We start from the raw sequence: 20,485 nt of genomic DNA on the forward strand, positions 1-20,485 counted from the left end.
GCCCGGCAACGGCGAGACCAGCATTCCATCAGTGCGTCGAGGACATGAACCGCGTCGCTTGCGGCCGCGGCGCTGATCTCTATGAAAGAGCCCTTATCGGCCCGAGACCGCAGTGTTGATGGTTGGATTCATGCCGCACCGCCCGCGGTCGAACGGCGGGCGCTTTTTATGACAACGGCGAAAAACTGCGCCTCGTCCGGGCTGCCCTGGGCCTAAGGCGAAGGCCGCCGACTTTTGCGCCGAGCTCGGCGTCACCAGGCAGACAAGGTATCGATTTGTTGGCGCTAAGGGCCAATTCTTGGTCGTGAAAATTCCTCGCCGGTCACAAGCGTCAGGTGGGGCAGAGAACTTCGCGCCTTCTGCGGGGAATCTTTGCCGTTGCCCGAAAGAAAACATCGCGGCGAACACGCTGTAGGTTGCATCCACCGGAGAATTCATCTCAGCCCAGATCGCTCCGTGCAGAAGTTCCCCTAACTCTGTCTTCCTGCTATCCTGGAAACGAGGGACGGCTCATGAGTGAGAACCGCAAGCTCGCCGCAATTCTGGCCGCGGACGTAGTCGGATACAGCCGGCTCGCCAGCGAGGACGAAGATCGCACCCTTGCAAGGTTGCGGGCACTGCGCAGCGACCTCATCGATCCAACCATCGCCGTGCACCACGGCCGTGTCATCAAGCGCACCGGAGACGGAGCGCTGGTTGAATTCCGCAGCGTTGTCGATGCCGTGCGCTGCGCCATCGAGGTGCAGCAACGGCATGGTCGAGCGCAATGCCGGCGTTCAGCAGGATCGGCGCATAGAGTTCCGGATTGGCATCCATCTGGGAGATGTAGTGGAGGAAAGCGATGGCGACCTGATGGGCGACGGCGTCAACATTGCCTCGCGTCTCGAGAGTATCGCTGCCCCCGGAGCCGTTTGCCTGTCCGAAGACGCCTATCGCCAGGTCAGGGCGAGGCTCGATCTCTCCGTCAGCGATCTCGGCAACACGCATCTAAAGAACATAGCCGAGCCAATCCGGATCTATTCGCTCCAGATCGGCGCGGCCGCGGAGGCAAAGCCAGCAGTGACCGCCGGCGCTGTTGCTCGTGCGCCGGCCCCATTGCCACCCGAGCTCTCGATTGCCGTCCTGCCCTTCGTCAACATGAGCGGCGATGCCGAGCAGGAGTACTTCGCCGACGGCATCTGCGAAGATATCATCACCGCTTTGTCGAAGCTGTCGCAGTTGTTCGTCATCGCTCGCAACTCGTCGTTTACGTTCAAAGGCCGGAACGTGAACGTGCAGGAGGTGGGCCACAGCCTCAATGTGCGCTACGTGCTGGAAGGGAGCGTGCGCAAATCAGGCAATAAGGTGAGGATCACCGCGCAGCTCATCAATGCGATCACTGGCGGCCACCAGTGGGCTGAGCGTTTCGACCGTGACCTCAGCGATATCTTCGCGGTGCAGGATGACGTCACCCAGCAGATCGTCGGTGCTCTGCAAGTCAAGCTCGCGGCCGGGGATCAGCAGCGGCTCGCAACCGAGCAGACCCAAAATCTGGAAGCTTATGACTTCTTCCTCCGGGGGCGTGAACAGATGTGGCGACTGACGAGAGAGCAGAACATTCAGGGCCGCCAATTGTTGCAACGCGCCATTGATCTGGATCCAAAATTCGCCCCGGCCCACGCGTTCCTCGCCGTCGCGCACGCGCTCGCCTACGTCAACCAGTGGAGCGAATCGCCGTTGAGATCGCTGGAACAGGCGTCCGGATCTGCGACGCAGGCGGTGGCGATCGACGATCGATATCCGTACGCCCATTGGGCGATGGGCGTCGTCAATTTATACCTGCGACGGCTTGACGTGGCCATCCGGGAGGCTGAATGCGCGATCGCGCTTGCTCCCAACCTTGTCGAGGGTCACGAGAGCCTCGGGAACGCGCTTCACTATGCGGGCAGGCCCGACGAAGCCCTCGTTTGTTTCGAGCGGGCAATGGCCCTAAATCCATATTATCCGGACATCTTCCTGCACTTCCACGCACAGGCAATGTTCCAGCTGGGCAGGTACGAGGAGGCCGTTGCCATCCTGAAGCGACGGCTTGTCCGCAATCCATTCACCGACATCTCACGCGTGTTGCTGGCGGCGAGCTATGGTCACCTGGGCCGCTTCGCGGAAGCGCGCGGGGAGTGGGAGGAAGTGTTCCGGATCAATCCCGATTATTCCCTGGAGCACAGGCGAAAAGTGCTACCCTACAAAAACCCTGCCGATTTCGAGCGCATTGTCGACGGCTTGCGCAAGGCTGGCCTCACCGACTGATTGTCATCGCCCGGGATCGTCGCCAGCTTTCATGCGGCTCCGCCAATCGGCCAGTCTCTCGCGCATATCTGTCCCGCGTCCTGTTCAGGCGCGTGATAGCGTCATCAATGAGCCGGCCCCACGATGGCCGGTCGAAAGGATTTGGCTTGAAGACAGGGCGCTACAATGATCAGACGCGTGCTACACAGCCGACGTCACTTGATGAGGTGCAGGCTCGCAACAAAATGAGTGCCGTTGGATCTGGTATATTCAAACGATCCTTTGAGCTGTTTGACGAAGGCAGCGATCAGCCGCGTTCCCATGCCTGGTTTTTTCGTCTGTCCACCGTAACCGATGCCGTTATCGGAGACGACCAGTTGGCAGACCTCATTGTCGAGAACCTTCAGCCCCACGTGAATTCGCCCAGTCTGCCGGCCCCTGAACGCATATTTCATGCTGTTGGCAACGAGTTCGTTGAGAAGCAGGGCGAGCGGGGTAGCCTTGTCGGCGGCGACAACAAAATCATCAACATCAAACGTCGTTTCAATGTTGAGGGCGTGCATGTTGACAAGCTTCCCGACAAATCCCGGTACGAAATCACGAGCCGCCACTCCCGCGAATTGGTCAAACCCGTACATTTGCTCATGCACTGCCGACATCGCGGAGATCCGTTCATTGACCTTGCTGACAGCTTCGGGCTCGAACCCCTGCATGCGAATGAGTGCTATAACAGTCTGGAGATTGTTTTTGACGCGGTGGTGGATTTCTCGCATCAACATCTCGTTCGCCTTCACTGCGTCCGCGAGTTCCAATACGTGCACCGCATCGACGCGAATGAGGCCGCGTATCCAGTAAGCTGCAGCAAGCGCGCCGATGACGGCCAGAATGATCATGGCGATCGCGATCTCCACGTCATTCCAAAAGGGCTGCATGATCAGCGCCATATCTGCGGACGCAATAGCCACGAAGGGGGTGCGTTCGATTATTCGATAGGCGACCAGCCGGTCCTGGTCATCCACCGGGGAGCGCGCGCGGTAGACGCCTGTCGTCGATTTTTTCATGTAGTCGGTGAAGAGCACATAGTCCTTCATGTTGACCGGCCCGTCAGGTTCCGGATGGCGTGCGACAAGCTGCCCGTCGCGCCGGATCAGGCTCACTGTCGAGTTTTTTCCCAGCGCCACGGCGTCCCACACCGGCTTCAGGATGCTCGCATCAAAAGCAATGACGGCCGCGCCGGCAAACATGCCATTGCGCTCCAGTCTGCGGCTGAAAACGAAGATCTGGCGACCGGAAAGACGGCTCTGGATCAACGCGGACGTGTAGTCATCCGCCCCGTTGCGAAGTCGCACGAAGTAGTCCCGGTCGGTGACATCGACCTTGCGGATGTTGGGGTCGTTGGAAAACAGTGTCCGCCCGTCCGGTCCAAGCACATAAGCGGTCACCTGCGAGGGCAGATCCGCGACAGCCGCGTTCAGGTCGTGGACACGGTCGGGGCCCGGCACTGGAATGTTTGCTCCAAGACTATCATCGATCCGGTGCAGCGTTTCCCGTGCCAGCGAATTCATCCATATGGCATTCGCCGCCACAATCTTCGACGCCGCGATGATCCGTTCGTCGCCGCGATGGACGGTCGTTCGATAACTCGTTATCAGCCAGACAGACAAAACGCCAAGCAGGGCAAAAAACATCAAAACGATGATCGCAACTGATGCCTTTCCCAGTGAAGTCTCAGCTTTGTCGCGCTTCGTCATCAATCCTGTCTTGCTCATCACATGGAGGCGGTAATAAATGTTGTAACGTGTTAGGTGTTCGGCGCAACGGGTTTGCGGTCAGCGTCGTGACTTCCCTGGAAACGAGGAGCTCTCAAGGCGGTGGGAGACCGGCAGGGGAACGCGAAATCCTTGCCAATTCAGAAACATAGGGAGGGTTGTAAATAATCTCTTATCGTTTGTACGGTTTTTGACCAAGACGCGGGAAGCTGAGGGGCCCCGATCTCTCTTCTGTGCGTTATCAGGGATGTCCAGACCATCCGGAGGGTCAATCAGGCCGGATTTCCGTGTAACGTCGGGCGAGCGAGGGACTTCGCCCGAGGAGGGTGCATGGACGTCGTCCATCGGCATTCAGGACCGGTCCCGCTTAGCCGGTTAGGTTCCCTGTACGTTCCCATCTCCTCGGAACCGGACGACTCCTTGACCGTTGTTGATTACAGTCGACAGGGAGTAAAAGATGACGTCGAGGACAAAATTGGTCGAGGTTGCGGTCACTTCGAAAGGCGAGCGTCTGGCCCTGGGGATCATGAACGCAAAGCAGGCCCTTTCCCTTGCCGAAGCTATCGAGATCGAGATTTCCCATCCTGATCACGAGACAGGCCACAGGTACATTTATCGATCGGGAGAGTTGAAAGCGCGCACCAGCCGCGACATGTAGCATTTGCAGGGGATGTGGCGGTTCAACCCATGCATCCGACGCTTGACTGGTATGATTTGTGTCTTCGTGCCGCAACCAGTATTTGCGGAGTAATCAGTTGACTTCACCTTGGAACAAACGCCGCGACCCGGCAATCGGGCTGCACGTAAGGAGGCATCGTGAACATCATTTCGAAGACATTGGACGAGATGACGCGGGTTGAACGTTCCAGCTTGCTGGAAGCGGTCGCCAGCGCGCTCGAGGCGACGGCAAGTGAGGCAGAGGAAAACGGTGATGCACGTTTCGTTGCCAACTCCACCTGCTTGGCAAACACCATTCGCGGTTTATCCGGAGATCTCGCACCCCGAGAGATGGCGGCCGCAGAATTGCTTCTTGAGCAGGGTATTATGCTGATGCACCAGTTTTCCAACAGATCGAAGCCCGAGACTCTTCTCAACTAGGCCCGTGCCCCGGCGGGTCCAGGATCTCGGGGCAACGCTCTCGGAACCCGAGCCAACCCAGATGGCGTTCCCGGCGCCGTGGGCGGTCGACGACGCGCTGCTTTTCCAATGCCCATCGATATGCGAAAACATTGGTTGACTACGAAACGAATTCGTCTAGTTTCCTAGTCAACGAATTGGTTGCCGCTCAATGGTATCTGACCTTACCTCCCATACAGGCTATTGGATGAGAATGATATCCAATGCCGTTTCACACGGGTTCGCTCGACGCCTTGCCGTGGAGGACGTAACGGTCGCCGAGTGGGTACTCATGCGTTCGCTCTATGATGAGGGGCCAATCTCTCCGTCAGTCCTGGCAGAGAAAATGCACATGACCAAAGGCACGGTCAGCAAGCTCGCTGATCGCCTCGCGACAAAAGCCTTCATCGACCGCATCGGGAATGATCGGGATCGGCGCGCCCACAGCTTGGTCCTGACTGTGGCGGGACGTGAAAAGGTTCCGCGCCTGGCGGCTCTGGCGGATCAAAACGACGCAGAGTACTTCGACGTGTTAACCGGGCAGGAGCGTGTCGCGCTTGATGAGATTTTGAAATCACTCGTCCAGAGACGAGGACTGAAGACCGTACCGGTGAAGTAGGGGCCGGACAGACCAATCTATCAACTCGAACAGGAGAGCTGCCATGGATGCGGAACAGATTTCTGTTGCACGGACCTGCCTCAAGGCGGCGCATGACGGCGACCTCAGTTTCCCGGATATCGTTGGCAAACTCATCGACGTCGGCTTCGAAGGCTATGCGGTGGATTACCGGCGCCACTGTCAGTCCTTCTATCTGCCGGACGGGGACAGCCTGACCCTTGACATGGATTCGTCGGGTCCTGTTGCAGCGCGGTTTGACCCGGCCCGGATCGAGCGACTCGTCCGTTGGGCGCAGGCCAATGGACCGGACTATAGCTACAAGGCCTTCTCAGAGCAGGCAAAGGCAGCCGGTTGTGCTGGCTATCTCGTATCCTTCCTGGGGCGCAGGGTCGTCTATTTTGGTCGCACGGCTGAAACTCACATCGAATTTTTTCCAAGCTGACGCAGTTGGGGTGCCGGAAATGCCCTCGTTGCCGTGGGTCATGACGCACAAGCCCGGGCGCATGGGTGTGGGGGGGGAGGACGCAACGTCTAAATTCCTACTATATGAGCAGGCATAAAGTATATGCCGGCGTTTATATAAGAGTCATTTTAGTAGATCTTTTTTGGTGATTTGTACGAGAAAGAAATCGAAAGAAAAAATTGCTAACCTTTCGATAACCTGATGCTGAAATTCTATGCAGGGTTTTCCGGACAATTGGGAAAAGGCACTACAAACATGTTCATCGTGGCAGTCTCAGACAATGGGCAGGAAAGAAATATTGTCGCCAACGAAGTCATTCTGTCGAACGGTAAAGTCCTTGTTCAGGCTGGGGGCCAGCGGCACGAATTTGCAATCGCCGCACTGATTGATGTCGTGCCTGTCCAGGCAGGCATCATCCGTTGTGGCCATACGCTTCTCCAGCGCGGCCCGGTGCTTAACTGAAGCGCCAGGGATGCCGGCCTCAGGCCACGCTCGTCAGTTGAGTGTTTCTCCGTTCCTTCTAGGCGCAAAGCCGCGAAAGATCATGCCCCGGTCAAAAGCCGGACCGCAGAGGCAACCTCATTGGCAACGTAGGGCTCGCTCATGAAAGGCGTGCCGATGGGAAGCTGGCTACTATCGGGGACACAATGCCCCGATGTGACGATGATTTTGATTGGTGGCCACCGACCCGTACGAAAGCCGCCAACAACAATCCATCCATTGTTCCCGGCATGTCGATATCGGTAAACAGCAGCGTGATCTCGGGATGATTTTCGATGATGCCTATCGCCGCGGCGGCGCCCGAAGCCTCGAGGACGGTAAAGCCCTCATCCTGGAGATTGGCCACGATCGCAAGGCGCAGGAGCGGTTCGTCCTCCACGACAAGGACCGTCGCTGATGGGCGAGGCAGGGGTTCACTTCTCGATGACATTAATCAACTTTTCCGCCAGGAGTTGGTACGCTAGAAGACATAACTGGTTCATGCGGCATTTATCTCAAACGTGTTATTTTCACTCGGAAATTGGCGCCAGCTTCTGACGCCAATGTTGATTCCACAGGCGGCCATCAACACGTTTTGTTTTGATCCAGTAGAAGAAGGAATGTTGGGATTCGTCATCCATCAGGCTTGGAGGAGGAAAATATGGCCCTTAACGACCAGATCTTTCAAACTCCATTGGGGAGCTTGACCAGAGCAACGACGGCGATCGCGCGTGCACGTTCAGTGAAAGAGGTCATCGAGACAATTCGCAGAACGGCGCGCTCTCTGGTTGGCTGCGACGGCATTACGGTCATCCGACGGGAAGGGGACCTTTGCCGCTATGTGGAGGAGGATGCGATCGAGCCACTCTGGAAGGGGCAGAAATTCCCCGCGATCGCATGTATCTCTGGTTGGGCAATGATCAATCGCCAGACAGTTGTTGTCCCCGATATTGCCCAGGATGACCGCATTCCAATCGAGCTCTATGCCGGCACCTTTGTCCGGGCACTCGCAATGGCTCCTGTTCGCCCGAGCGATCCTATCGGCGCGATTGGCGCCTACTGGTCGCAGGCATACACTCCCTCGCGGTGGGAGATCGAGACGCTCGAAGCACTCGCAGAAGCCGCCGCGGCAGCTATCGAGAATGTCGACTTTATCGCGTCCCTTTCGGATCAACTGGTGAACGCGAAAGGCACCGATCTGGCTGGCCGCCAACAGTTCGTCGATGATTTCGCAAGGGATATCGAATTCGTCGGCAGTATCGATGCCGTTCCGATTATCCTCGATATCGTGCTGCGCATGACTGGCATGGGGTTTGCCGCCGTGGCACGGGTTACCGAGACGAAATGGATCACCTGTCAGGCTCTGGATCACGTCGGTTTCGGCCTCAAGCCAGGCGATGAGCTGCCAGTAGAAACAACGCTCTGCAACGAAATCCGTGATCACCGCCAGCCTATCGTATTTGATGACGCCGAGGTTGACCCACGTTACCGCGACCACCATACGCCGCAGATCTACGGGCTGCGGAGCTATATCTCGATGCCGATCATATTGGCGAACGGAACGTTCTTCGGTACGCTTTGCGCAATCGACTCCAGTCCGGCCAAGGTCAACGACCCAATGGTGATTGGAACATTCAAGCTCTTTGCCGAACTGATTGCGCACCATCTCGACGCCGGCGAAAGGTTGCAGGCCGCGCAAGAATCTCTTGAACGTGAGCGGGAGCTTGCCGAGCTTCGCGAGCAGTTCATCGCGATACTTGGACACGATCTGCGCAATCCGCTCGCCGCCGTCGACGCAGGCGCAAGCCGCATGCTTCAGGAAGGATGGACCAACCGAACCCCAGCTATCCTGAAGCTCATGAAATCGAGCATATCGAGGATGGCAGGGCTGGTCGATAATCTTATGGATCTGGCCAGGGCACGGCTTGGAGGTGGAATAACCCTGACAGTTTTCCATGGTGATCTGACCGTTACGCTGCAGCATGTCGTGGGCGAGCTTCAGGTGGCGCATCCGGAAAGGCGTATCTCAGCGTCGTTCAATTTTTCGTCGCCGGTCGTTGCGGACCACCCTAGGATTGCGCAGATGTTTTCGAACCTGGTTTCGAACGCCGTCACGCACGGATCCGCCGACAAACCGATTGTCATCACCGGAATTACGGCTGAGGGTGCAATTGAAGTTTGCGTTTCGAATGGAGGTCGGCCGATTCCTAAAGATCGGATCGACAGACTGTTCATGCCCTTCACCGGCGCCGATGGGATGGCGCCTGCCCATGGGCTTGGTCTCGGCCTTTATATTTCGTCGCAGATCGCAAAAGCCCATGGAGGGCAGATCGATGTTTTCTCCGACGAAATCGAAACGCGTTTCACCTTCCGTATGCCGATGCTCGTGATGGATCCCTAGGCTCGACGACAACTGATGCTACGGTCCCCGTAGTGCGTATAATCATGATCCACGCCCACGGCCTTTAAGACAAGATCGACCACCACCAGGAAGATGATGGTACCGATGCTGAGCCCGCCACCGCGACGGCCGACTGGAAGGCTGAGGCCTCCAGCGCGACCGGACCGGTTCCATGAGTCCCACCTTCGTCGCGCCGTCCTCGACATTGTCAGACTGACGACGTCCCTGCCATTTCATTTAAACCTCCGAGAATCAACGGTTGCCTGGTCGATCAACATGGGCCCGAAGCATCCCGATCAGCGCGTCATGCGCATATGGTTTCGAAATGAAGGAGACGCCGCTCGCGAGGTCAAAGGCGCCAAGTCGGACGTGCCCGGATGTTACGATAACCCGCGTCCGGGGAAACTGTGCCCGCACTCGGCTCACCAAGCCAAGGCCGTCCGTAGAGCCAGGCATGTTGACGTCGGTAAAGACTGCGTCGATCTCGTTGCTTTGAAGAATGACCAACGCCTCATCGGCGCTTCCCGCTTCCAGCACATCGAAGCCCTCTGCCTCGAGGGCGTCCACCGCCGCAAAACGGATCAGCGGCTCATCATCGACCACGAGAACCTTTTTGACAGTCGTCTCAATTGTTTGCGCCGAATAGCCTTGACCGAGTGTCCCCCATTCCGCCACGGCTTGTGACCAGTGATCGCGGTCGCGCCCGTGCGGGCATCCTTCGCCTTGCCACAGGGCGTGAGCGCGCCTGCTGATCCAGTTGTATGCTTCCTGATCCATGTGCTGCCTCTTTTGGGAAGGCGAACGCCGCAGGCGGGAGCCGGTTCCGTTGCGCAAAAAAAATCAAAAACAGCGAGCAAAGAAGTGGTGTGGGTTGCTTGGTTGTTCTGGCGACAAGGGGCTTTGGAGGCGCGGCTGCAAGGCCGCGCCTTCCGCTCAAACGATCGGCGAAGACGCCTTGCCGAGCTTCACAGCGGGTTCGCGAGCCCAAACGCGCAGCTTACCGATCTCCTGCACGAAGTCCGACACGCTCTTGTCGCCCGGCAGGGCGATGGTGCCTTCGTCAAGCGCGCCAGAGATTCCCGATTTCTCAAGCAAGGGGAGGGCCGACTGGTCGTAGCCTATGAACTTGCAATGCTGAAATGCATCAGCAACGAAGTCTCGGGCAGTGGCTTCATTGACGAGATCGTCCATGGCCTGATGTGCGGTCAGCAGTGCCACGGCATCGAAGAGCACGGACGGTCCGCCGTCGATCATGTGGTGCGCCTCCACCCAGCTTCCGTCTGAAGCCGTCACGCCTCCCACTTTTGGTGCGATGATTTCAAAGACTGCTTTCTCCGTGGTGACAGCTTTGCTAAGAGCCTTCAGAAGCTTGGCATCTACACCGTCGGTGACAAGAATACCAAGCTTGCGGCCTTCGAAGCGTTTCGGACCACGTTCCACAATGCTCAGCGCTGGCGACGGCTCGAGATCCTGACGGGTTGGGACCGCCGCCTCCGCGGGTGTGGGCATCGACTGAAAACCGAGCTTTTCCGCAACCGTTGTGGCAAGCGTATCGTCGATGTTCATCAGATGCGAAACCATCCGTTCCCGGATTGCCAGTGTCTCTACCTTGCTCAACTCGAACGTCAGAGCCATGGCAATGTGTCGCTGCTCAGGTGGCGTCTGACTGATGAAAAACTGGCGCGCCTGGCTATAGTGATCCGCAAAACTCTCTGACCGAAGCCTGACCATCGATCCCTGTTCTTCGGCTGGAAAATGGCGATAGCCCTGCAGCGGGGATTCTCGCGGACCCTGATTGAACGAGTTTGGCTGATAATTCACACGTCCAACCGGGTTACGCATGGCCATGTGGCCATCCTGCTGGAAGGTGTGGAAGGGGCACTTCGGGGCATTGATCGGCAAATGCGTGAAGTTCGGCCCGCCGAGCCGCTTGAGTTGCGTGTCGAGGTAGGAAAAATTTCGACCTTGCAGCAGGGGATCGTTGCTGAAGCCAATACCAGGAGGCACGTTCTGCGTCATGAATGCGACCTGTTCGGTCTCGGCGAAGAAATTATAGGGCATCCGGTCGAGCACCAGTCGACCAATCGGTCTGACCGGTAAAACCTCCTCAGGAATGATTTTCGTCGCATCAAGGATGTCGAAATCAAAATTATCCGCGAAATCCTGATCGAAAAGCTGGACGCACAGTTCCCATTCGGGGAAATTGCCCGACTGGATCGATTGCCAGAGATCGCGGCGGTGGTAGTCCGGGTCCGCCCCGTTTATCTTGACAGCCTCATTCCAGGCGACCGACTGAAGGCCGAGCTTCGGCTTCCAATGGAACTTGACGAATGTCGATTGATCATTGGCATTGATGAAACGGAACGTATGAACGCCGAACCCTTCCATGAACCGGAAGGACCTTGGGATCGCACGATCCGACATGATCCACATGATCATGTGCATGCTCTCCGGCGTGAGGCTGATGAAGTCCCAGAAATTGTCGTGAGCGGTCTGTGCCTGCGGAAATGCCCGATCTGGCTCTTGTTTGGCAGCGTGGACGAGATCCGGGAACCTGATCGCATCCTGGATGAAGAAGACAGGAATGTTGTTGCCGACGAGGTCCCAATTGCCCTCCTTCGTGTACATCTTTACCGCAAAGCCGCGGACGTCGCGCGCAAGATCAAACGAGCCCTTGTTTCCTGCAACAGTCGAAAAACGCACGAAAGCGGGGGTCTTCTCGCCGGCGCGTTGGAAAATGTCGGCGCGGGTAAGATCGGTGAGAGGCTCGTATGTTTCGAAAAAGCCATGGGCGCCATAGCCGCGGGCATGCACAACGCGCTCCGGAATGCGTTCATGATCGAAATGAAAAATTTTCTCGCGAAAATGAAAGTCTTCAAGAACAGCAGGTCCGCGAGCCCCGACGCGCAGCGTATTGTGGTCATCGGCGACGGGCGACCCCTGAGCGGTAGTCAGGATTTCATGACCGTCCTCCGAAAATTGATGCAGTTCACCACCGACGCCGCGGTGGATATTCTGGTCATGAATCGTGACATTGTCGGAGACGGTGGTTTTCTTGGATGACGTTGGCGATGCCGATGGCTTCTTGGCCATGGTTCCCTCCGATTGGTGAAAGGCAAAGGAGGGCCGCTCGTCTGAACGACCTTCCCTAGTGATCGCGATTTGGATCAGGCGGCTTTCGTGCCCTTGGGGTTCGCAGAGGCCTTGGCGAGCTGGGTCAGCTTCTGGTCGGTTGCTTCCTCTTCCTTGAGGCTGGTCTGCAGAAGCGGGATGGCGTTCTTGAGACCAAGCTGGCTCGCCCAAGCAATCAGGGTGCCGTAACGCGCAATTTCGTAATGTTCGACCGCCTGCGCGGAGGAGATGAGACCGGCGTCGAGAGCAGGCGATCCCTTGAACTCTTCCATGATTTCCTCGCCTTCTGCGATGATACCCTGGATCGCTTCGCAAGTCTTTCCCCGGGCAGGCTTGCCGATAATCTCGAATACCTGCTCAAGACGATCAATCTGGCCCTGCGTTTCATCGCGATGCTGCAGAAATCCTGCCCTGCCTTCTTCCGACTGCGCCGCACGGGCCATCTTAGGCAGGGCTTTCAAGATCTGCTTTTCGGCGTAGTAGATGTCCTTGAGGGTATCGAGAAAAAGATCGTCCAGGGTTTTCGTCGTTGCCATGCTGTGGTCCTTTCACTTTAATGGTAGCGCGATTAAACTTTGACCTGCGCCGATTGTTCCACATGGCACGAATCCTTTTCATGCCGGAGGCATCTTTTTGGAGCGAGGACCCGGTGCTGTAGCGCGTTCTTGCCAAGTGACGAAATTCGTCCGGCCTGCTCAAACTAAGCATGAGTGGCCAGTCGTTTGGCGAGTTCCTTCGCCTTTTCGACAGCGACTTCTTCGTTTCTCCGAAGAAGGTTTTCCATGCCCTGACCGGCTGCTCGCGGTTGTCGAAGGCTCTTACACGATCGAGGTAAACGCGCCGGGCATCGTTGTCAGGCCGAACCACGCTGAGGCTTCTCGACCTGGCTGGGAGCGCGTGGAGTCAAATCGAGTTGATGGTGGTAAGAAATGTTTGTGTTGTCGTCCATTTTCGCTTTGCGTGTGCCCGGTAGAAAGAACAAATAGGAGAACAGAAGGTTCCCTGGATAACTCGATCAATCGGGCAACGAATTGAGCGCAATCTGGCTTTGCGTCCTTACTCAAACCGGATAACGTCACGAAAATAAATTGTCTCCACCCGGTTGCCAGCGTGGTCCGCGATTTCGAAGCGCATGCCGTCGATCTTGCGATCCTCGAGAACAAGTTCGGCGACCATTTCTCTCGCAGCACGGTTTGCTTCCCGTCTCGCATCGTCCAATGTTGGTAAGTCTAAGCCTTGCTGATCGAGATCAATTCCGTCGTCGGAGCAAAGGTTGAAGTAATACAGCATCTTGGACCTCCACCTAGAGCAGGAAACCCCCAAACTCTGGTCGTTGTTCCGACCGTTCAGTCAGCGAGTGGAAGAAAGCGCCTCGATCGCAACTCGGGAAGATGGGGTCCCGGCTGCAGTGGGTGTCTTTTCCTCTCATAGATCGCTTCCACTGCGCTGGTCACGATTCTCCCTCAAGGTCCTCAGACGTCAGTTCATCGGTATTGCGGTAATTCTTGCGTTCGGTCACGAGGACTTACTCGGGGTTGGAGAATTGGGGCGGCGGAATGGGATCCATGGTCTCCGCCCGGACTGTCTCGGGATCCGTGTCGGTTACGCCATCATGGGTTTCGAGCATTTTATCCTGACGGGCGGCTTGCGCTGCTTGTAACGATTGATGTCGGGAAGCTCGTCGCCTTGGGTATCCTCGTTCAACGACTTCGGTGGAAGCTTGGCAGAATCGGGATTGGCTTGTCTGTCATGGCTCGGGCTCCGTTTCCGGAGGCAAACTCAGAACCATTGCACGAGTTCCAGTTGAAGACTTGAGCTCAATCGCGCCTTTCGAAACCGAATCGGCTCACAGTTCGTCATTGAGAAGTTGGGCCGGATGCCTTGCGCGATGCGCCCGCGGTGGCCGCCATTCGAAGTTTTCGCAGTCGTGCGGTCTTTCCTCGCACTGGCGCCGCTCCTGTTCCGCTGTTCCATGACAAACCTGTTTGTACCTTCGAACGCATGCGTGCGTTGCTACACGGTCAGGGTTCTTCTGATCCTGCTTACCATTTCAATCATCTTTTTATGAGGATATCTAAATATATGATGGTAGGAAGCCGTGGCTTCTACGTGTTCGACTTTAAGCCGGCAGAGGCTTCTTGAACGATCGCCGATGCAGTTCCCAGCGCGGCTGAGAGTTCGAAGATATGGCGCCTTCATTTGTCTATCAGCAACACCGGAATGCCGGTGTCCGTAAAGTGGATCGAAGATCGTCGGGGCTGCAAGATGGGGGCCAAGTCGCCGCGCCTATCTTCTGCCCAAATGTGGCGTTGTAGTCCGGCTTTCCGGCGCCTGCGTCGCACTTGAGGTTCAAGGAAGTAGATGATCCGAAAAACGACCAAATGGGTTGCCCTTGTCAGTGCGATGGCTCTTGCTTCCGCTGTGGGAGACCTCCGTGCAGAGCCTCAGCCCGTCCTGTCGAAAGAAGTCATTTCGAGCATTCCATACACCGTCCCAACGCGCCGTCCGGCGCACATTTCCCCGCGTAACAGCGCCGGCCCACTCACGACGCTGTTTGCCGTCGGGAACAATCAATCGAGGGTTCTGCAGGAGATGGGCGGCCTTTTGAAAGTGATGAATACCGACATAGCCGATGCTGTCGAGGCCTATTACAGCGACCAAAAAGCCAAACTGATCTGGGTTGACGGCAGGGGTCCGAACGCAAAAGCCGTTCAGGCAATCAGCCTGTTGAAGCAGGCTGGCGATTGGGGACTAAATCCGGCCGACTATGAGGTTGCCTTGTCATTTCAAGGCGCTCCCAGGAATTCCTCAGACTATGCCAGAGCGGTAGCCCTGTTTGAAGCATCCCTGTCAGAGAAGCTTCTGATGTTCCTTCAGGACAATTTTCGCGGTCGGATCGATCCGAACAAATTGTCCAACTACTACGACTTCAAACGCAAGCAGGTCGATCTCAGGGCTACCCTCTATCAACTGTCCAAGACGCCCGACCTGATGGGGATTTTTGACCGCTTGATGCCGAGCAACCCAAAATTCGCTCAGCTTGCCGCTGAACTTCACTGGCTACGCACATCGGGGGAAGGCGATGCATCCGCGAGCGTCAACAAGGTCATCGTGGCAATGGAGGAAATGCGGTGGCTCCCGCAGGAATTTCCCGAAAAGTACGTGTTCATCAACCAGCCTGCTTACATGGCCTACTATTTCGACCGAGGTGAATTGGCACTGTCAATGAAAGCGGTCATCGGCCAACAAGACCACCAGACAAACTTCTTCGATGCCACGATAAAGACCGTGCAATTCAATCCTGATTGGGGTGTCCCGCAATCTATCATTCGAAATGAAATGCTGCCGCACTTGAAGCGCGACCCGTCCTATCTGGACCGAGAGGGCTATAAGGTAGCCGTGAAGGGGAAGGAGATGTCTTCTGCAAAGGTCGACTGGGCCCAACCGCTGGAGAACATCTCGGTTGTCCAGCCACCAGGGCCGGACAATGCTCTTGGCCAACTCAAGATCCTTTTCCCCAATCCTCATGACATCTACATGCATGACACGCCGGCACGAGGAAAGTTCGCGTCGCAGGATCGCATGTTCAGTCATGGGTGCGTTCGACTGGAAAATCCTCGCGCCATGGCCGCCGCCGTCCTGCACACCTCCGTGGAATTTGTTGATCAGGAAATTGCCGGCGGCGAGAAGAAAGACATGCCGGTGCCTGAGGAAATTCCTGTCTATGTTTCCTATTTCACGGCATGGCCGACCGCCGACGGCGTCATTCACTACTTCGATGACATTTATGGTCGCGATGCGCAGACGTTGGCTGCGATTGCCGCAACAAGCGCCAGTCGCGCTCAGCCGTAAGAGAAGGACTACAGCAGCTGGACTAGATGGTTCTGCGATCGAGACAGCGCACCGCTCGCTGTTCCCTGCACACCCTTCCTTGGGCTGCCTGCGATTTTGCAGCAAGCATAGCGTGTGCTGCTTGTGGCCAAACGCCTTGCAGGGGTTGTGTTGGTTGCTCGGGGCCTGTACCACATCGAACAAAACTGATTTTTCGGCTTGCTGGGCACTTCCCGAACGGAATGTTCCGACTACATAAGTCGCGAAAAACGACTGTGGTTTCAATGATAGCTGACGATTTTGATTTTCTTGCTCATGGTGGCGAGCTTGCCAACCTGATCCGTAATTTCGAGTGGGAAAAGACGTCGCTAGGACCGCCGTCGGCCTGGCCGCAAGCCGTCAAGGTGACTACGAGTACCATTCTTCAATCCCCCGTTCCCATTGTCACTCTGTGGGGAACTGACGGGATCATGATTTACAACGACGCCTATTCCGTGTTTGCGGGAGGCCGCCATCCCCAGTTGCTCGGCTCCAAGGTGCGTGAGGGCTGGGCCGAGATTGCCGACTTCAACGATAATGTCATGAATGTCGGGCTGGCCGGCGGAACTCTTGCCTATCAGGACCAGGAACTGACGCTACACAGGCAGGGGAGGCCGGAACAGGTCTTCATGAATCTCGACTACTCGCCGATCATGGACGAGGACGGCAGGCCGTGCGGGGTCATCGCGATTGTTGTGGAGACGACGGCGAAAGTCATGGCCGAGCGGTGGCGCCACGGCGAGCAGGACCGGTTGCGGCGGATGTTCGAGCAGGCCCCCGGCTTCATCGCGATGATGCGGGGTCCAGAGCACGTGTTCGAGTTAACCAACGCTGCCTACCAGCAACTGGTTGGGCATCGTGACATTGTCGGAAAGACGGCCAGGGATGCGCTCCCTGATCTCAGGGGGCAGGGGTATTTCGAGCTCCTCGACAAGGTCTACCAAACAGGCGTTGCCTATGAGGGGCAGGCTCTGGCCGTTGATTTTCAACCGTCCGCACAATCGAACGTCGAACGGAAATATGTTGACCTCGTCTACCAGCCTGTACTCGATGCTGACGGAGCGATCGTCGGGATCTTCGCTCAGGGCACCGACGTGACCGACCGCGTGACTGCGGAAGAAGCCTTGCGCGCGAGCGAGCGGCAGTCTCGCCAGATTCTGGACGGAGCGATCGATTATGCAATTCTCGCATTGGATTTGAATGGTCGGATTCTTCGCTGGAACGAAGGCGCAAGGCGGATTTTCGGTTGGACGGAAGAGGAGACTGTCGCAGCCCACTGGGACATGTTGTTCACGCCGGAAGACCGAGACGCAGGCAAGGCGCGTGAGGCCATGGACGCCGCGCTCAAAGATGGTAGCGCCCATCATGATCGATGGCACGTTCGAAAATCCGGTGAACGTTTCTGGGCGAATGGCGAGATCAGTGTTATTCGCGACGAGCAAGGCCGGCCTGTGGGTCTCGTCAAAGTCTTGCGTGACAGGACAGAGGAACACTTGGCGGCTCAGGCTCTGAAGGATACGGAAGCGGGATTGAGACGTGCGCAGGAAGCTGGAGGCGTCGGCGTTTTCTCGCTCGACCTCGTCACAAATGTGCTCAGTGCGACGCCGGAATTCTGCAAGATTTACGGATTGCCCGAAGACAAGGATGTCTCGATCGAGCAGGTTGAAAAGCTTGTTCTCGAGGAAGACCGGGAAACAGCGTCCAATGAGAGGACACGCAGTGTCGGAGACTCTCCCTTGAACGTCGAGTACCGCATTCGTCGCGCAGACACCGGGCAGAAGCGGTTCATCGCCCGGCGCGGCGAATTTGAACGAAATGCGGACGGCGTGCCAGTCCGTTTCGTGGGGGTCGTGCAGGATGTTACAGATCGGCGAAAGGCTCAGCGCGACCTGAGGGAAAGTGAAGCCAGGTTCAGGGCGCTTGCCCAAGCTATTCCGAACCACGTGTGGACGGCAAGACCCGATGGCCAGCTCGATTGGTTCAATGAACGGGTCTACGAATATGCCGGAACTTTGCAGGGGGATCTGGACAACGACCAGTGGACGAAGATCGTCCACCCCGAGGATCTTCCTGGTGTCCTGAGTGTCTGGCAGGCCTCGCTCAAATCGGGGCAGCCATACGAAACCGAATTCCGTTTGCGCCGGGCTGACGGAAACTATCGCTGGCACATTGTCCGCGCCGTCCCAACAAGTGATGAGGAGGGACGGGTCGTCCGCTGGATCGGAACCAATACGGATATCGAGGAACAGCGTGAGACACGCGCAAAGCTGGAGACACTCAATGAGACGCTCGAGCAACGTGTCGCTGAGCGTACCGCAGACAGGGATCGGATGTGGCGCCTGTCCACCGATATCATGCTCGTCGCTGATTTCGATGCAAGGATAATGGCGGTCAACCCCGCCTGGAAGACGATCTTCGCCTGGGACGAGCAAGACCTTGTAGGCATACCCTTCGTGGATCTGGTTCACCCGGATGACCGGGCGGGGACGCTCAGAGAGGTCGCAAGGCTGGGCAAAGGTGCAACCACGTTTTCCTTCGAGAACCGGTATCGGGCACGGGATGGCAGCTACCGTATCATTTCGTGGACCGCGGTGCCGGACGAGACCTTCATTCATGCCGTCGGACGCGACGTCACGGACGAGCGGGAAGCCGCCGCAGCTCTCAGAAAAACCGAGCTCGCGCTTCAGCAGGCGCAAAAAATGGAAGCGATCGGAAACCTGACGGGAGGTGTTGCACACGACTTCAACAACCTTCTCCAGATCGTGGGAGGAAACCTGCAGCTGCTTGCCAAGGACACAGCCGGAAACGACAAGGCGCAAACCAAGATTGCGAACGCACTGGCCGGGGTTGACCGAGGGTCCAAGCTCGCGTCGCAGCTTCTGGCCTTCGGACGCCGGCAGGCCCTCGATCCTCGGGTCGTCAACGTCGGACGGCTTATTCGTGCGATGGACGAAATGCTTCGTCGAACGATTGGAGAGGGGATAGAAGTCGAGACGATTATTTCCGGAGGACTTTGGAATACGCTCATTGATCCCATGCAGATCGAGAACGCTGTCCTCAATCTTGCTATCAATGCCCGTGACGCCATGGATGGCTTCGGAAAGCTGACGATTGAGGCGGGGAATACTTTCATTGACGACATTTATGCGAGACAGCACCAGGATGTAGAGCCCGGGCAATATGTTTCCTTGTCTGTCACCGATACGGGCACCGGAATGTCGCCCGAACTGGTCGAGAAGGTGTTTGAGCCGTTTTTCTCGACGAAGCCGGAAGGAAAGGGAACAGGCCTCGGGCTCTCCATGGTCTACGGTTTCGTCAGGCAGACAGGTGGTCACGTCAAGATCTATAGCGAACCTGGTCATGGGACCACCGTAAAGATCTATCTGCCCCGTTCAATGCAGCAGGAGGATCTTGAGGTCGGAAATATGGATCTGCCAGTTGAAGGCGGCCCTGAAACCATTCTCGTCGCCGAGGACGACGAAGGCGTGCGCATGACGGTTGTCGAGATGCTGCAGGATCTCGGCTACCGAGTCCTCAAGGCTCCTGACGCTGCTGCCGCGCTGTCCATCATCGAAAGTGGCGTTCATATCGATATGTTGTTTACAGACGTCGTCATGCCGGGGCCATTGAAAAGCAGCGAAATGGCACGCAAGGCGAAGGAGCGGTTGTCACATCTCGCAGTGCTGTTTACGTCAGGCTATACCGAGAATTCCATTGTCCATGGAGGCCGCCTGGATCCCGGCGTGCAACTTTTATCAAAACCCTACACCCGCGAAGCGCTTGCCCGGAAGATACGTCACGTCCTCAACAACGAAAAGCAGGCGAGGGCAGCGCTGGATCGAAAGCGCCCCGTCGAATCGGCGCAACTCGAACCCATTGCTCGCACCGAGGAACGGCCAAGGCGTGTACTCCTTGTTGAAGACGATATGCTCATACAGATGGCCGCGACTGACATGCTCACGGAACTTGGCTGCGAGGTGTTGGAAGCGGGGTCGGCCGAAGAGGCTTTGGCGCTGCTCGAAAAGAGCGTTCCGGACATACTGGTAACCGATCTTGGGCTGCCCGGGATGTCAGGACACGACTTTTGCAGGGAGGTGCGCAAGCGTTGGCCGGGCCTCGGCATTGTCTTTGCAACAGGATCCAATCGCACTCCCGAAATGGAGGACGCGTCCAGAACCGCCCTACTTCTGAAGCCTTACAGGACAGAAGACCTCGAAAAGGCTTTGAGCCTGGCCGGTTGAGCCGCTTCGGTAGGATCGACCGGCGACGGGTCGGATAGGGAAACACGGTATGCCTGTTCGATCAGCGCGTCGCGCGATCGCCAAGTATTGGAAAAGGCCGGTGCGCTTGCCCGGCCTTTCTTCTTTCAT

The 20,485-nt window shown here is 57.0% G+C and carries 14 protein-coding genes and 1 pseudogene; 9 read left to right on the forward strand and 6 right to left on the reverse strand.

Annotated elements, in window-relative coordinates:
• Positions 1-512: 512 nt before the first annotated feature.
• Positions 513-2,286 (forward strand): annotated as a pseudogene (locus tag FHT97_RS22135) (adenylate/guanylate cyclase domain-containing protein).
• 194 nt (positions 2,287-2,480) lie between these two features.
• Here the strand turns inward: FHT97_RS22135 and FHT97_RS22140 are convergent.
• On the reverse strand, positions 2,481-4,016 hold the full coding sequence (locus FHT97_RS22140; RefSeq protein ID WP_183864259.1) for a histidine kinase dimerization/phosphoacceptor domain -containing protein: 1,536 nt from the start codon (positions 4,014-4,016) through the stop codon (positions 2,481-2,483).
• Between the two features lie 475 nt (positions 4,017-4,491).
• Between FHT97_RS22140 and FHT97_RS22145 the strand changes: the two genes are divergently transcribed.
• The 5 genes from FHT97_RS22145 to FHT97_RS22165 all read left to right on the forward strand — a co-directional run bounded on the left by FHT97_RS22145 (position 4,492) and on the right by FHT97_RS22165 (position 6,694).
• Complete coding sequence (locus FHT97_RS22145; RefSeq protein ID WP_183864260.1) at positions 4,492-4,692, forward strand: hypothetical protein; 201 nt, start codon at positions 4,492-4,494, stop codon at positions 4,690-4,692.
• A 158-nt stretch (positions 4,693-4,850) separates the two neighbouring features.
• Positions 4,851-5,132 carry a hypothetical protein gene (locus tag FHT97_RS22150; protein ID WP_183756672.1) on the forward strand — a complete coding sequence of 94 codons (282 nt, stop codon included), beginning with the start codon at positions 4,851-4,853 and terminating at the stop codon, positions 5,130-5,132.
• Positions 5,133-5,358: 226 nt separating this feature from the next.
• Positions 5,359-5,769 (forward strand): MarR family transcriptional regulator, encoded by a 411-nt coding sequence (locus FHT97_RS22155; protein ID WP_246712727.1) that lies wholly within the window; start codon positions 5,359-5,361, stop codon positions 5,767-5,769.
• A gap of 43 nt (positions 5,770-5,812) precedes the next feature.
• Positions 5,813-6,211 carry a DUF1398 domain-containing protein gene (locus FHT97_RS22160; RefSeq protein WP_183864262.1) on the forward strand — a complete coding sequence of 133 codons (399 nt, stop codon included), beginning with the start codon at positions 5,813-5,815 and terminating at the stop codon, positions 6,209-6,211.
• A 222-nt stretch (positions 6,212-6,433) separates the two neighbouring features.
• Complete coding sequence (locus FHT97_RS22165) at positions 6,434-6,694, forward strand: hypothetical protein (RefSeq protein ID WP_183864263.1); 261 nt, start codon at positions 6,434-6,436, stop codon at positions 6,692-6,694.
• Positions 6,695-6,833: 139 nt separating this feature from the next.
• Here the strand turns inward: FHT97_RS22165 and FHT97_RS22170 are convergent, their stop codons facing one another.
• Positions 6,834-7,163, reverse strand: a complete 330-nt coding sequence (locus tag FHT97_RS22170) for a response regulator (RefSeq protein WP_348649631.1) — start codon at positions 7,161-7,163, stop codon at positions 6,834-6,836.
• A 210-nt stretch (positions 7,164-7,373) separates the two neighbouring features.
• Here FHT97_RS22170 and FHT97_RS22175 point away from each other — a divergent pair, with 210 nt between their 5' ends.
• Positions 7,374-9,113, forward strand: a complete 1,740-nt coding sequence (locus FHT97_RS22175) for a GAF domain-containing protein (RefSeq protein WP_183864264.1) — start codon at positions 7,374-7,376, stop codon at positions 9,111-9,113.
• 252 nt (positions 9,114-9,365) lie between these two features.
• On the opposite strand, the gene FHT97_RS22180 is transcribed toward FHT97_RS22175, so the two are convergent.
• The 4 genes from FHT97_RS22180 to FHT97_RS22195 form a co-directional block, all read right to left on the reverse strand.
• Positions 9,366-9,890, reverse strand: coding sequence for a DUF2934 domain-containing protein (locus FHT97_RS22180; protein WP_183864265.1), 525 nt, complete (start codon positions 9,888-9,890; stop codon positions 9,366-9,368).
• Positions 9,891-10,046: 156 nt separating this feature from the next.
• Positions 10,047-12,206, reverse strand: a complete 2,160-nt coding sequence (gene catE / locus FHT97_RS22185; RefSeq protein WP_183864266.1) for a catalase C — start codon at positions 12,204-12,206, stop codon at positions 10,047-10,049.
• Positions 12,207-12,280: 74 nt separating this feature from the next.
• On the reverse strand, positions 12,281-12,781 hold the full coding sequence (locus tag FHT97_RS22190; RefSeq protein ID WP_183756678.1) for a ferritin-like domain-containing protein: 501 nt from the start codon (positions 12,779-12,781) through the stop codon (positions 12,281-12,283).
• A 520-nt stretch (positions 12,782-13,301) separates the two neighbouring features.
• Positions 13,302-13,535, reverse strand: a complete 234-nt coding sequence (locus tag FHT97_RS22195) for a hypothetical protein (protein ID WP_183756679.1) — start codon at positions 13,533-13,535, stop codon at positions 13,302-13,304.
• A 1,071-nt stretch (positions 13,536-14,606) separates the two neighbouring features.
• Here FHT97_RS22195 and FHT97_RS22200 point away from each other — a divergent pair.
• Both FHT97_RS22200 and FHT97_RS22205 read left to right on the forward strand, forming a co-directional pair.
• Positions 14,607-16,097, forward strand: coding sequence for a L,D-transpeptidase family protein (locus FHT97_RS22200; protein WP_183864267.1), 1,491 nt, complete (start codon positions 14,607-14,609; stop codon positions 16,095-16,097).
• 263 nt (positions 16,098-16,360) lie between these two features.
• On the forward strand, positions 16,361-20,356 hold the full coding sequence (locus tag FHT97_RS22205) for a PAS domain S-box protein (protein ID WP_183864268.1): 3,996 nt from the start codon (positions 16,361-16,363) through the stop codon (positions 20,354-20,356).
• The last annotated feature ends 129 nt before the right edge of the window (positions 20,357-20,485 follow it).

The organism is Rhizobium sp. BK399, from assembly GCF_014194695.1.
Classification (GTDB): domain Bacteria; phylum Pseudomonadota; class Alphaproteobacteria; order Rhizobiales; family Rhizobiaceae; genus Rhizobium.